At 46.5% G+C, this 13,558-nt stretch carries 11 protein-coding genes and 1 tRNA gene; 9 read left to right on the top strand and 3 right to left on the bottom strand.

From position 1 onward, the window contains the following. Window positions 1-23: 23 nt before the first annotated feature. The 4 genes from yycF (at window position 24) to ACSYSL_RS04760 (ending at window position 4,602) form a co-directional block, all read left to right on the top strand. A complete protein-coding gene (gene yycF, locus ACSYSL_RS04775) occupies window positions 24-737 on the top strand; it encodes a response regulator YycF (RefSeq protein ID WP_010690415.1) in 714 nt (237 codons plus the stop codon). Between the two features lie 106 nt (window positions 738-843). Further along, window positions 844-2,619, top strand: a complete 1,776-nt coding sequence (locus tag ACSYSL_RS04770) for an ATP-binding protein (protein ID WP_491708473.1) — start codon at window positions 844-846, stop codon at window positions 2,617-2,619. Between the two features lie 60 nt (window positions 2,620-2,679). Then, on the top strand, window positions 2,680-3,816 hold the full coding sequence (locus tag ACSYSL_RS04765) for a S1C family serine protease (RefSeq protein WP_029489738.1): 1,137 nt from the start codon (window positions 2,680-2,682) through the stop codon (window positions 3,814-3,816). 144 nt (window positions 3,817-3,960) lie between these two features. Continuing rightward, window positions 3,961-4,602, top strand: a complete 642-nt coding sequence (locus ACSYSL_RS04760; RefSeq protein ID WP_010690418.1) for a deoxynucleoside kinase — start codon at window positions 3,961-3,963, stop codon at window positions 4,600-4,602. 54 nt (window positions 4,603-4,656) lie between these two features. Here the strand turns inward: ACSYSL_RS04760 and ACSYSL_RS04755 are convergent, their stop codons facing one another. After that, on the bottom strand, window positions 4,657-5,616 hold the full coding sequence (locus ACSYSL_RS04755) for a nucleoside hydrolase (RefSeq protein ID WP_491708472.1): 960 nt from the start codon (window positions 5,614-5,616) through the stop codon (window positions 4,657-4,659). Between the two features lie 103 nt (window positions 5,617-5,719). On the opposite strand from ACSYSL_RS04755, the gene ACSYSL_RS04750 reads away from it, so the two are divergent. From ACSYSL_RS04750 to ACSYSL_RS04740, 3 genes are all read left to right on the top strand, one after another. Then, the gene (locus tag ACSYSL_RS04750) at window positions 5,720-6,721 is read left to right on the top strand and encodes an NAD(P)/FAD-dependent oxidoreductase (protein WP_491708471.1); all 1,002 of its coding nucleotides are present in this window, start codon (window positions 5,720-5,722) and stop codon (window positions 6,719-6,721) included. Window positions 6,722-6,954: 233 nt separating this feature from the next. After that, window positions 6,955-8,541, top strand: coding sequence for a peptidoglycan amidohydrolase family protein (locus ACSYSL_RS04745; RefSeq protein WP_491708470.1), 1,587 nt, complete (start codon window positions 6,955-6,957; stop codon window positions 8,539-8,541). Between the two features lie 155 nt (window positions 8,542-8,696). Beyond that, on the top strand, window positions 8,697-9,305 hold the full coding sequence (locus ACSYSL_RS04740; RefSeq protein ID WP_491708469.1) for a helix-turn-helix domain-containing protein: 609 nt from the start codon (window positions 8,697-8,699) through the stop codon (window positions 9,303-9,305). A gap of 41 nt (window positions 9,306-9,346) precedes the next feature. Here ACSYSL_RS04740 and ACSYSL_RS04735 read toward each other — a convergent pair. Then, window positions 9,347-9,419 (bottom strand) — tRNA-Lys (locus ACSYSL_RS04735). A gap of 78 nt (window positions 9,420-9,497) precedes the next feature. Next, on the bottom strand, window positions 9,498-9,830 hold the full coding sequence (locus ACSYSL_RS04730) for a hypothetical protein (protein ID WP_010692012.1): 333 nt from the start codon (window positions 9,828-9,830) through the stop codon (window positions 9,498-9,500). A 90-nt stretch (window positions 9,831-9,920) separates the two neighbouring features. Here ACSYSL_RS04730 and ACSYSL_RS04725 point away from each other — a divergent pair, with 90 nt between their 5' ends. Together ACSYSL_RS04725 and ACSYSL_RS04720 are read left to right on the top strand one after the other, a co-directional pair. Beyond that, a complete protein-coding gene (locus tag ACSYSL_RS04725; RefSeq protein WP_029489929.1) occupies window positions 9,921-11,480 on the top strand; it encodes an ABC-F family ATP-binding cassette domain-containing protein in 1,560 nt (519 codons plus the stop codon). A 393-nt stretch (window positions 11,481-11,873) separates the two neighbouring features. Continuing rightward, a complete protein-coding gene (locus ACSYSL_RS04720) occupies window positions 11,874-13,514 on the top strand; it encodes a peptide ABC transporter substrate-binding protein (protein ID WP_491708468.1) in 1,641 nt (546 codons plus the stop codon). The last annotated feature ends 44 nt before the right edge of the window (window positions 13,515-13,558 follow it).

Here is a 13,558-nt window from a genome sequence, read left to right as displayed (position 1 = left end):
ATTTTTAAGGTGGGAATGCGTTTATGTACAAGATTTTAGTTGTTGACGACGAAAAGCCAATTTCGGATATCATTAAATTTAATTTGGTTAAAGAAGGCTACGAGGTTGTGACGGCTAGTGATGGTCAGGAAGCCTTGGACATGTACCACTCAGAACATCCTGATTTGGTACTTTTAGACCAAATGTTGCCCGAAATTGAGGGGATTGAAGTACTTCGTCAAATTCGTTCAAAGGACAAGACGCCGGTAATTATGGTTACGGCCAAAGATTCCGAGATCGACAAGGTCATCGGATTGGAGATGGGGGCGGATGACTACATCACGAAGCCTTTCTCAAACCGTGAATTGATTGCTCGTGTGAAGGCTAATTTACGTAACCGACAAGCGGCTGGACAGGGGAACGATGCTTCCTCCAGTCAGGACGATATTCAATTAGGTAATTTGGTGATTCATACTAAAACCTACATGGTGACAAAGGACGGAGTCGATGTTGAGTTGACGCACCGTGAATTTGAATTGCTTTCATACATGGCTCAACACATCGGTCAGGTTATGAATCGTGAGAATTTGCTTCGTCAAGTTTGGGGTTATGACTACTTTGGTGACGTCCGTGCTGTGGATGTGACGGTTCGCCGCTTACGTGAAAAAATTGAAGACGTGCCTTCTCACCCAGTTTGGTTGGGAACACGCCGTGGTGTCGGATACTTCCTGTCATCCGGAAAAAATGGACAGCAATGACAATTGAGGGGGACAAGGCTTTAGCCAGTTCGCGAATATGAATTTTTTTACTAATGTTTTACAATCGATTCGCTTTAGACTGTCGCTAGTCTTTGTCCTTTTTTTTGTGATTTTATTTGAGTCAGTCGGGATTTTTTTCGTTCACCAGATTGAGTCTTCGGATTTGCTCACTTCGCGTCAACGACTGACGATGCCGACCTATCTGAAAGATCAGGTCATTGAGGGACTGGTTCATACCGACAATCAACAGTCAAAAAACAACATGTCGTCGGCCGTGAAAAGTTTTGATGACCGAATGGTCGATAATGTCGTTGTCTATAATCGAGATGGGAAAATCGTTACCGATCAAGTTAGTCTGAAAAGTCAAAAGGCCATGACGACCCGCTTTGATGCTAACACGAAGCTTGCTCTTTCCAATAGTCCGGCTTACCGGGCTGTTCGAACAAATGACCGGGCAAAGGGGCAGGAGGTAATTGTCACCACCCCGCTGAAAGAGGATGGCCGAATCATTGGCGTGGTGGTTGTCTACGGTAACCTCCATCAAGTCTATGCCAACGCTCGTCGCGTGATGTGGGTCTTTATTTTTGCCGGAATTTTGACCGTTTTGGCTTCTCTCTATCTGTCCTATGTTCTTTCGCGGACAGTGACACGACCAATCGAACAAATCGCTAAGCAGACTGCGCGAATCACTGCTGGTGATTATGCCATGGTCAACAAAATTGCTGGTTCCAATGAAATTGCCGTGTTGGCTCGTTCAGTGAACGTCATGTCGCAAAAAATTGCGTCGTCGACCGAGTTAATTTCGAATGAAAAGAACCGACTTTACTCGGTACTCCATCACATGAACGATGGCGTCTTGTTGACCGATGCCAGAGGGCGCTTAACCATCATTAACCAGGCGGCTTCAAACTTTTTAAAAGTCAATGAGTACGATGCCCTTGGTCAACCGGTTTTCGATGTCATGAACATGCCGGAATACCAAAACATTCGTGACCTGATCAAAAATAAAAAGCCGTTTACCATCGACTTGGGGGATCGCATTATTGAAGTGCGAATTTCAATGATCAAGGATCCATCGGGAATGATTAACGCCTTAATTTTGATTCTTCGTGATGTCACGGTTCAATTGAAGACCGAAGACGAGCGGAAGGCCTTTGTCTCGAACGTGTCGCATGAACTACGGACGCCGCTAACAACGGTCACTTCATACATTGAAGCCTTAATCGATGGAGCCAAGGATAGTCCAGAGACGCTAGACGCCTTTCTATCGGTTATCCAGACTGAAACGGAACGAATGTCTCGCATGGTCTCGGATTTGCTCGAACTTTCGCGGCTCGATCAGGGGACGATGTCAGTTAAAACCGAGTTAGTTAATCTGAACGCTTTGTTAAACTTTGTTTTAAATCGGTTTGACATGATTATTAAGACGAATAATGCTAACAAGAACGGTCAGCCCTTACAAATTGTTCGCCACATTCTCGATGAGGAACTTTGGATTGATGTCGACCATGATAAGGTCATTCAAGTCTTGGATAACCTGCTAAATAATGCGGTCAAGTATTCTCCCGACGGGGGAGTCATTACCGTTTCGCTTGAAAAAGTTAAGAAAAGAGCGCGTATCACCATTCGTGATCAGGGATTGGGTATTCCTGAAAAGGATCAAAAACAGGTCTTTAACCGTTTCTTCCGTGTTGACAAATCTCGCTCGCGTGCCATGGGCGGAACTGGGCTGGGATTGGCCATTTCCAAGGAAGTGATTGAGACATTTGGTGGTAAAATTTGGGTAGAGTCAAAAGAAGGGGAAGGCTCAACCTTCCGACTAGAGCTTGATTATGTAGATGACGATTTACTTTCATCCGACAAGCAGTGGGATGAGGATTAATGGCGTTAATCTTTAATTAATCGCTAACTCGTAAGCTAAAAAGAGCAAAATTTGGAGTGCATTATGGAAAGTAAGCTCACGAAATTGATTTTGGCAGGTGCCTTTGCTGGTTTGATTGGTGGTTCGGCTGTTCTTGCGGGGCAGGAAATCTACCAAAACTACCAAGTGACCCATTCGAAGGTGTTAACCGAAGCCAATACAACCAAGAAGTTGAATAGCTCCGATACAGCCTCGTCAGCCTATACCAAGGTGGCGAATGCCGTTGTGTCAGTCATTAACTTCAAAAAGTCCGGCACGACTTTTACGGAATCGTCCGAAGGCTCCGGTGTGGTATATAAGAAGGCGAATGGTTCTGCCTTTATCGTCACGAATAATCACGTGATTGATGGCGCGGCTAAGATTCAGATTATCACCAACAACAGTAAAACAGTGGTAGCTGATTTAGTGGGGAAGGACTCGTTAACTGATTTGGCTGTCTTAAAAGTCGCGGACTCGGATGACCTTTCCGCTGCTTCGTTTGGTGACTCGGAAAAGATTGCCGTTGGTCAAAAGGTACTGGCGATTGGATCGCCTTTGGGCTCGGAATACGCTTCTTCGGTAACGGAAGGAATCATTTCCGCCACAAAGCGCTTGGTAAGTTCTGAGGACACGTCGAACGCCAACTATGGTGGTTCAACGGTTATCCAAACCGATGCGGCAATCAATCCCGGTAATTCTGGGGGACCATTGATTAACCTAGCAGGGCAAATTATTGGTATTAATTCGATGAAGTTGTCTTCTTCGTCGTCGGGGACGGCCGTTGAAGGCATTGGCTTTGCCATTCCTTCCGATCAGGTTGTCAACATTGTGAATAAGCTGGTCAAGTACGGTAAGGTGACCCGTCCTGCCCTTGGAATTTCGATGATTAACCTGTCACAGGTTCCGGCCGATGAGCAAAAATCGACGTTGAAGGTGCCAACCGACGTGTCAGGTGGTGTCGTTGTCTATAAGGTTAATGATGGTTCTCCTGCTGATAAGGCCGGTTTAAAGAAGTACGACGTGATTGTTGGCATTGACGGCAAGAGCGTGTCAACGCAGGCTGATCTCCGTGAGAAGCTCTATACGCATAAGGTTGGCGATAAGGTGAAGTTGACGTATTACCGTGGTAGCGAGAAGAAGACGGTAACAATCAAGTTGAACCAAACGTTACAATCATAAAAAGTCATGAAACTGTAAAAAACGCTCAAGCAGCCTGCTTGAGCGTTTTTGATTGAGGTTAAGGGCGATTTCGAAAAGTCAAGACTACTGGTGTTCGAATAACTTTGCTATACTAAAAAAAGTGAAAGTTTAGGAGATTAAATCATGATTGTATTGGCAGGAACAATTGGTGCGGGGAAGACGTCGTTAACGGAAATTTTAGCCGAACACCTTGATGCGAAGGCTTATTATGAAAGTGTTGATAACAACCCAATTCTGCCTTTATTTTACAAAGACCCTAAAAAATATGCTTTCTTACTACAGGTTTACTTCCTAAACAGTCGCTTGGACCAAATCACGGAAGCGCAGGAAGAAGAACGGGCGATTATCGATCGTTCGATTTTCGAAGACTCGTTGCTCTTTCAGTTAAACGCTGACCTTGGTCGTGCCACCCAAACAGAAGTTGAGATTTATAAGGATCTTGTCAACAACGTCTTGGAAGAAGTGGATGACGACAACCGGTTGAAAACGCCGGACCTTCTCATTCACGTGCGTGTTTCGTTAGAAACGATGCTGGAACGAATCGCCAAACGTGGTCGACCATATGAACAAGTGGACCAGGACCCTGAGCTTTATCAATACTATAAGGACTTGAACGCCCGATATGAAAACTGGTTTGACCAGTATGATCGTTCCCCTAAGTTGTTGATTAATGGCGACGAACTGAACTTTGTGGAAGACGCAGCGGCTCGTGAAAAAGTCTTGCAAATGATTGACGACAAATTAGCCGAAGTTTCAGGAAAGTAAGTAAAAGAAAAAGGCTTCGCCAATTGGCGAAGCCTTTCTTATTTGAAAAGATTTTTAATCTGAGAGAACGGTCAGCATCATTTGCTGGAAGTCAGAAACAAAACGGTCTTGGTCAACCAAAACAGCAGCCTTTGATGTGGTTTTGTCTAAGAGCTTGTCGGTATTTCCGATTGTTCGACCATAATCGCCGGACACACGGTCAGTTGTTACCTTCATATTGAGTGGCAGTGTCTCGACATAGTCGGGTTCAACAGCCACGGCAACGGCTAACGGATCGTGGAGAGCAGCCCCACGCTTATCGATATCAAGGTTGAAGTAGGCGTCGATGTAGTAGTCCATCATATCGGCATAGAGTTGCCCCTTTTGTGTCCCCAGTGCTCGCCATTCAGCCGTATGTTTCTTGGTTAAGAGCGTGCGGAGGGTGACATCAAGGCCCACCATTGTCAGATTTTCTTGCTTTCGGAAGACAACGTCAGCGGCCTCAGGGTCTTGGTTAATGTTGGCTTCCGTAAAAGGAGTGACGTTACCAGGCACCGTTAACGCCCCACCCATCAACGTCGTTTGACCAATCAATTGGGCAATGCTTGAATCCTTTTGAAGGGCCAAGGCTAGGTTTGTCATGGGACCAGTTGGCAAGTAAACTAACTGGTCTTTGAACTCATGGGCGGCATCAATCAAAAAGTCAATGCCGGACTGTTCAGCCAACTGGCGAGGCGAAGTCGGCACCTCGACGTCCCCCACACCGTTTTGGCCATGAATTGTCTTGGAAACTTCCATGACGGTAAAGTCGTCAGTGGTCGTCGAATGACTGGCACCATAGAAGACGGGTACGTCAGACGCTCCCAAGAGGTCTAAGAGGTTGAGGGAATTTTGAGCCGTCACGTCCGTTAGGTTATTCCCGTAGGAAGCGATAATCCCGATTAGTTCGATGTCTGGATGTCCAACCGCATAGGCCAGGGCTAAAGCATCATCGATACCGGTATCAAGGTCTAAAATCATTTTGTATTGTGCCATTGAAAGTCTCCTTAGGTTCGGTACAATAAGTATAGCAAAATTTCTTGATTTTTTGGGTTTAAAAACAGATAAAAACGGTTTTTTCCGTATAATGAGGATAAAAATGTCAAAAATGTACGATATTATTGTCGTTGGTGCCGGACCAGTTGGCCTTTTTGCTGGTTATTACGCTTCCCTACGGGATGCGAACGTGCTCTTGTTAGAGGCGCAGGATGCTTTGGGTGGGCAAGTGGCCACTCTTTATCCAGATAAAAAGATTTGGGATGTGGCTGGCTTGGCTGGCGATACAGGTCGCCAATTGATTGATGGCTTAGTCAAGCAAGCAAAACGCTTTGACTTGCCGATTCAACGGGGGTGTCGCGTAACGGACCTTGTGCGCACTGACAGTGGCTACCAATTAACCATTAATGATGGCGAGGAAATCCTGCAAAGTAAGTCCGTTATTCTGGCAACTGGTAAGGGGGCCTTTGAACCACGGCGTTTGCAGGTGGCAAACGAAGCGGAACTATTAACGGCGGGACTTTCCTACTCGGCACCCGATTTAGCTGCTTTTCAAGGGCAAACGGTCGCGGTTTTAGGGGGCGGTGATTCAGCGGTGGATTTGGCAACGGAGTTAGCATCCGTTGCGGATAAAACCTATTTGATTCACCGTCGAGAGGCCTTCCGAGCTTTGGAACAGTCCGTTAAGGCACTGGCATCGGCCAAGGTGGCGAAAAAAACGCCCTTTAAGGTGAGTGAGGCCGTGGCCAAAAAAGACGGGCAACTTGTCTTAACGTTGACCAATCCGAAGGATGATCAACAGAGCGAAGAGTTGACGGTTGACCGACTCATCGTTCAGTACGGTTTCAAAACGGCCGGTCAAGCGGAGCGCCACTGGGCAATTGACCTCGATTGGGACCAGGCTGGCTTGCGTGTCGAAGACCAAGTGAAAACCAAGCAACCCGGTCTGTTTGCCATCGGGGACGTCACGTCGTACCCTGATCACGTCGATTTGATTGCCACGGGCTTTGGCCAGGCACCGGCGGCTGTGAACGCGGCCATTGCCTATTACAATCCTGAACAGGCTGGTCCGGGGCATTCATCATCGCTCGATATACAAGGTTAACGGCTTCAGCAGCGCATTGCGCTGCTTTTTTGTGCTTAATGAATCGGTAAAAAGTCAAGCAGTTAAGCAGAAAAGGTTGATTTCAAAGCCAAACTTGTTCCGATCAAGTTAATCTTTTTTCCTTTTAGCAAAAATGGTTAAGCTGTGTTTAAGACTGGCTGTTTTAAGCAATTGCCGTGCGAAATTTTGCTAGGCTGGAGAAGACTAGTTCGAAATAAAAGGAGGAACAAAACATGAAGAACAAAAAGAAAAAGGCGCCTCGTCAGCGTCAAGTTGTCTCGCTTGGAGCCAGTGCCCTGGCGGCAACGGGTGCTGTCATGGCAGGAAGTGCGCTCGTTAATTTTTCAACCGCTTCGGCCAATGACTTGTCGACGGGTAATGGTAAAACAACGACGCAAACTTCATGGACGGCGAATTCCGTTGCCACCGTGCAACAAGCTGTGCAGAAGCAGGGCGTTAGTCAATTAGCTGATTACCAGGTGCAGTGGGGGGACACACTCTCGGCCATTGCTCAGGCTTTTCAAACGACGCCGGATACGGCCGCAGGGGAACTCGGTCTGACCGACCATGGCTTACTGATTGCCGGACAAACACTGGGACAACAGGCTGAATTGATTCAAAAGCTACAAGCAGCCGGTTTGTTGAACGGTAACCAGCAAGCGGTACAAGCTGATTTCGGCCATGGCGATCAAAACCTTGTGATTGTGCAGCCGGGAACGCCAACCGTGTCAACGGAGGCAAACCAACAATCGAACGGTCAGAACACCAACCAGGAAGGACAGTCTTCAGTTGCCGTACAACCAGTGGTAAGTAGTGTTGAGCAGGCGAAGACGGTCGTTAACCAAACGACGGAAGCTGCAACGCAAACGACTCAGCCTCAGTCCGGACAGGCTGCTCAGTCAAACGCGAAAACAGCCACGGCCACAGCGGAACAGGACGCGACGAATGGGAATGCGAGCCAGTCTGGCACGAAACAGACCAATAATTCCGTTGCCAGTCAGGGGCAAGAGGCTACCAACAGCATGGCTGAAGTAGCGGCTAGCCAAGCGGCTCCAGCACAGGCACAGCAGACAACAGCTAGCCAAACGACAGCGGCAGAACAGCCAACTGCACAGCCTGTTGCTCAACAAACAAGTACTGCTGCTGCTGATGCGCCAACGACTTTGTCAGCGGATGCAACGCAGAGTCAGCCAGTGGTTACGCCAATGGCCAATCCGGTTGCCACTGGTCAAGCGGACCAAGCTGAGCCAGCCGTGGCCAACCAAGAGGAACCGACAGTACCCACTAACACGGAGGCGACCGCTGCGGTGGGTGGAGCAGATGAGGCTGGCCAGGCGACAGCAGTGCCAACGGCTAACACAACGACTGGACAGGGCGTTGATTCCGAAGCTGTTATCAACTGGTTCTACAACCACATGGGTCAGCTGACTTATGATATGTCCGGTTCACGTAACGGAACCGACGGTACGGCCGATTGTTCGGGCTCAATGACCGAAGCGTTGTACGAGGCCGGGGCATCGAAGCCGGCGTACCTATACAATACGGATACGTTACCGAACTATCTTACTCAAAACGGGTACCAGTTAATTGCCAATAACCAACCCTGGGATGCCCAGCGTGGAGATATTGTCATTTGGGGAACGCCTGGTGCATCGGCGGGATCGGCTGGTCACGTTCAGGTTATGACGGATGGTCAAAACGCCATTTCAGTTAACTACGCACACGGTGAGCAGGAAGGTGCGGCGGTTTCGGTTTGGAATTACCAGACGGCCTATGCTTACAACGGCGGTAACATGGATTACGCGGTATATCGTCAGTAGAAACAATTTTGGAAAAGCACCAGCGGTTGTTATAAAACGTTTGGTGTTTTTTCTTATTAGCAGGGAAAAGTCGTTAACAAAGGCAATGTTAACTTCTTTTGCTACCAAAATCAGCCAATTATTGCTAGTTTAGAGGCATGGGAGGTGCGTACAGCATGCAAATCGGAGAAAAGATCAAACGAATCCGAACGACTTTTAACCTAACGCAAGAAGAACTCGGGCAAGATTTACATCTAACCAGACAAACAATTTCTAATTGGGAAAAGGGAAAGAGTTACCCCAGTATTCAAGATATCGTCACCATTAGTGACCGTTATCATGTTTCTTTAGATGAATTATTGAAGGAGGATCAAGAAATGTTAGCACACTTTGAAAGCGTTGATCGGCAGTCTGTCCGGCAACAGTACCTATATGCATTAGCCTATTGCATCAGTATTGTCTGTTTGCCAATCGGTCTTTTGTCACGCTACGTTACTTTGCCGAGCCAAGTGACAACCGTGGCGGCAATTATTCTATTGGTATCAGTTATCACGCTTTATTTAACGGTACAAAAGCCGGTGGTGATTTATCGAAATAAGTGGGCCCTACTAGCATTGGCCATTGCTTTCCTATACTTCATTAGCCAAATTGATGGTATTCCGACAGCTGTTAATACCAGTTTTTCATTGGGTATGTTGATGGGAAGTGTGTTTTCGTTGTTTTTGAAGATGAGCGTGGTTTACTTTATTCCGCAAGTTCCGCAATTGTTCCGAACAAAAAAATAATAAAAAAAGACCAACAGCGAAGTGTTGGTCTTTTTTTATGATGGTCAGTCAGGGGCTCGAACCCTGGACCCACGGATTAAGAGTCCGTTGCTCTACCAACTGAGCTAACTAACCAGTTTGTTTCAAACAACAGATATTATTGTAGCATGACAACTAGTACTAGGCAAGTATTTTTACTGAAAAAAAGGAAAATTAATCAAGGTTTCCTTCGACAACCACCTGGTTTCCTTCGGAGTCTTGAACCGTCAAGGCAACCTTGTGACCAAAGCGTTCTTCACGTTGCAACACTGAGACAAAGTTGTTCTTAAAATGTTGCTGGAGGGTGCTTTCGTGATCGCGAACGAGTAATTCAAAACCGGCTTCGGCCGGACCATCAACAAAAGTCAATTCTTCGTGATCAACGGCCAGACGCCGTTCACTTTGTGCACCGACCTGTGGAAGGTCAAAAACGTCCCGCCAGAAACGGTAGGCCCGGTTTTTATCTTGGGCGGGAATGGTCTTTTTGTTTAATTTGCGTGCTTTCATTCGGATCTTCCTTTCGTATCACGTATTAGTATAGGGCATGCCGTGCTGCTTTGCTATGGAAATGGGGCAAAATGTGCTAGAATTAGGCTTATGGCATTATTAGAAGTAAGTGGGCTCACGATGGCCTACGCAGAAAAAACATTATACGATAAGGCGGATCTGGAGCTCCAGGCCGGCGAACACATGGGAATTGTCGGTCAAAACGGGGCTGGTAAATCAACGTTAATCCGGATTTTAACCGGACAGGTGTTGCCACTTGAGGGAAAGATTGACTGGGCCAAGAACCTGAAGATTGGTTACCTGGACCAGTACGCGGAGATTCCAGCGGGGATGACCCTGGTGGACTTTTTGCATACCGCTTACCAAGATCTCTACGATAAGCAGGATAAAATGACGGCGCTCTACGAGAAGTACGCCGCCACGGCCGAGGATAAACTCCTCGAAAAGGCCGGCCGGCTTCAAGAAGAGCTGGACGCTGCCGGCTTTTACGATGTCGACACCGAAATCGAGCGCGTGATTTCTGGTTTGGGCTTGGAAGCCATTGGCCGTGACCGCGAACTCGAACACATGTCGGGTGGTCAACGTGCCAAGGTTATCTTGGCCAAGCTCCTGCTTGAAAACGATGACGTCATCATTTTGGATGAGCCCACCAACTACTTGGATGTGGCCCACATCGAATGGTTGGAAGGATTCTTGCAGGACTATCAGGGTGCGGCAATGATTATTTCCCACGACTTTGACTTTTTAGACAAAGTCACGAACGCCATCGCGGACGTTTCCTTCGGAAAGATCACCAAGTACCGTGGTTCTTTCCAAAAGGCCATGCGACAAAAAGCTGAACGCGCCGACCAGCAAATTCGTGAATACGAGAAGCAACAAAACGAGATTGCTAAGGCTGAAAAATTCATTGCGAAGAACAAGGCCCGTGCCTCAACTTCGAAGCAGGCCCGTTCTCGTGAAAAGATGCTGGCCCGGATGGATAAGGTGGAGCCACCTCAGGAGAACCTGAAGGCGAAGTTTAACTTCCCATACGTGAACTCACAGTCTGCCGCTGCTTTGACGGTGACCAACCTGTCCGTTGGGTATGACCAGCCAATTCTGGAACCCGTGACTTTCTCAATTCGTACGGAAGAAAAGTTAGTCTTTGCTGGATTCAACGGAGCTGGTAAGTCAACGTTGATCAAGTCCATTCTGGGGGACATCCCGAAACTGGGTGGTACGGTGGAATTCTCACCATCCGCCAAAGTGAACTACTTTGATCAGGACCTGGACTGGGATAACGACCAGCAGACGCCGTTACAGGCGATGCAGGACCTCTTTCCAACCATCATGCCCAAAGAATTGCGTCAGCGCCTCGCCGGTGCCGGCATCAATGCCGAAAACGCGCAAAAGCCCCTGTTCCAGTTGTCTGGAGGGGAGCAGACCAAGGTTAAACTGGCCATCATGGAGATGAAGCCATCCAACTTCCTCATCCTCGATGAGCCAACCAACCACTTGGATGAAGAAACGAAAAACGCCCTTTACAAGGCCATCAAAGCCTTCCCAGGAAACGCCATCATCGTTTCCCACGAAACCTCCTTCACCAAAGACCTCGCTGATAAAACACTGAACGTGGCGGCCTTGTCCTACAAGGAAAATCCGGAAGCTTAATTACTAAATGAAAAAGTCATCACATCAATTGGTGTGATGACTTTTTTTGTATTAGAAAATAAATTAGGTTTCCAAAATCAAATGAAACATTTAATTTATAATTTGTTTGTTACTGCCACGGATTTCGCCTATCTAACAGCTATCAATCAACAATTATGTAAGCATATAATTAATCAACTTTTGAGTATATGTTGCTTGACTTTGATATTTGAATCATAAAGAATATTTTTTTATGAAAGTTAAATGGTTTTAAAATGCCTTTGTTTGGCGATTGATTACTATTGTGTAAGCTTTCATAACAAATTTATTAGTTAATTATTATAAAATAAATTGAAAGTTAAAAATAAATCTGATATCATTAATTCAACATTAAAAACGTCGGAGGACGAGGAAATGAAAAAATGGCAGAAGTGGACAGCAGCTGTGGTTGTTGTCGCTGCTGTGGCGGGTGGAACCAAAGCAGCCGGATGGTGGGGATCAAACCCTAGCTCCGATAAGAACACTTTGAACTATGCAATGTCTGCGGATGTGCAAACACTGGATACGTCAAAAGCAACAGACCAATATTCAAACTTGGTTTTAGGTAACACAGAATCAAACTTGTTGCGTGTCAACTCCAAGGGTGAACCTGCACCTGACTTGGCTAAGTCATACAAGGTCTCTGACGATGGGTTGACTTATACAGTTGAATTGCGTTCAGGTTTGAAGTGGTCAGATGGTTCAAAGTTAACTGCCAAAGACGTTGTTTATTCATGGCAACGAATGGTTAACCCTAAGACTGCCTCACAATACTCATACCTGGCTTCCGGTGTCTTGAACGCTGACGATATTATGGCAGGCAAGAAAGATGTTTCTGAATTAGGGGTTTCTGCTTCTGGTAACACGATTACCTTCAAGTTGGACCACGCAATGCCACAGTTCAAGTATCTCTTGGCCTTTGCTAACTTTGCTCCACAAAAAGAATCCGTTGTTAACAAAGAAGGCGACAAGTACGGAACGACTGCTGACAAGCAAATCTACTCTGGTGCTTACAAGTTTGAAGGTTGGAACGGAACCAACGGTAAGTTCAAGATGGTTAAGAACGATAACTACTGGGATGCCAAGAACGTGAAGACGAAGACGGTTAACTGGCAGGTTGTTAAGAATGCGGATACGGCTTTGAAGCTGTACAAGCAAGGTAAGATCGACCGTGTTTCAATTTCAAACACGCCTGAAATGTATGCTGCTAACAAGAACAACAAGGACGCTAAGTCTGTTGCGGTTGCGGCTGCAACGTACCTTGAGTACAACCAAGCAAACAATGCATTCTTAAAGAACCAAAAGATTCGTCAGGCTTTGAACTTAGCAACGAACCGTACAGAAATGGCTTCACAGGCAACTGGTGGAACTCGTGATGCCGCCGTTTCCCTCGTTTCAAAGGGATTGACGAAGACGATTTCTGGTGAAGACTTGGCTGCCTACGTAAAGCCTGGCTATACTTACGACAAGAAGAAGGCCCAACAGCTCTTCAAGGAAGGTTTGGCCGAAGTTAACCAAGGCAAGATGAAGATCACCCTTGAAACCGATGCTGATTCTGTGATCTCAAAGAACACGGTTGACTACATCAAGCAGGCTTGGGAATCAACCTTCGGATCTGACATCGAAGTGACTGAAAAGGTTGTGCCATTTAAGCAACGTTTGAAGGATTCTCAAAACGGTGACTTTGATGTTGTTGTTACGAACTGGAATGGTGATTACCAAGATGGTTCAACTTTCTATGACCTCTTTGCAAGTAAGGATGCTGGCTACAATGATGGTAAGTTTACCAATGAAGCTTACTTCGCAGCTGTAAAGAAGGCCGACACGACGGATGCTACAAATGCAGAAGCTCGTCAGCAAGACTTTAAGGATGCTGAAAAGGCTTTGATGGATGATGCAAATATTAACCCACTGTACTCATGGAAGGCAACGTCACTTGTTCGTTCAAATGTAACTGGGGATGTTACAAGCCCAGTTGGATTAACACTTGATTTGACTTATGCACACCGTAAGTAAACTAAATTATTAAGAGAATCGGCGAAAGCCGATTTTCGTACATA

The organism is Fructobacillus sp. ESL1129, assembly GCF_058507945.1.
The sequence above is the reverse complement of the archived record's forward strand: the minus strand, read 5'-3'. Positions and strand labels throughout refer to the sequence as shown.

Bases quoted from the DNA above. Each gene is read 5' to 3' on its own strand.
- ACSYSL_RS04745 (WP_491708470.1), top strand. From the start codon at position 6,955: ATGAAGAACAAAAAGAAAAAGGCGCCTCGTCAGCGTCAAGTTGTCTCG.
- ACSYSL_RS04755 (WP_491708472.1), bottom strand. From the start codon at position 5,616: ATGGCACAATACAAAATGATTTTAGACCTTGATACCGGTATCGATGAT.
- ACSYSL_RS04730 (WP_010692012.1), bottom strand. From the start codon at position 9,830: ATGAAAGCACGCAAATTAAACAAAAAGACCATTCCCGCCCAAGATAAA.
- yycF (WP_010690415.1), top strand. From the start codon at position 24: ATGTACAAGATTTTAGTTGTTGACGACGAAAAGCCAATTTCGGATATC.
- ACSYSL_RS04725 (WP_029489929.1), top strand. From the start codon at position 9,921: ATGGCATTATTAGAAGTAAGTGGGCTCACGATGGCCTACGCAGAAAAA.
- ACSYSL_RS04740 (WP_491708469.1), top strand. From the start codon at position 8,697: ATGCAAATCGGAGAAAAGATCAAACGAATCCGAACGACTTTTAACCTA.
- ACSYSL_RS04760 (WP_010690418.1), top strand. From the start codon at position 3,961: ATGATTGTATTGGCAGGAACAATTGGTGCGGGGAAGACGTCGTTAACG.
- ACSYSL_RS04750 (WP_491708471.1), top strand. From the start codon at position 5,720: ATGTCAAAAATGTACGATATTATTGTCGTTGGTGCCGGACCAGTTGGC.
- ACSYSL_RS04720 (WP_491708468.1), top strand. From the start codon at position 11,874: ATGAAAAAATGGCAGAAGTGGACAGCAGCTGTGGTTGTTGTCGCTGCT.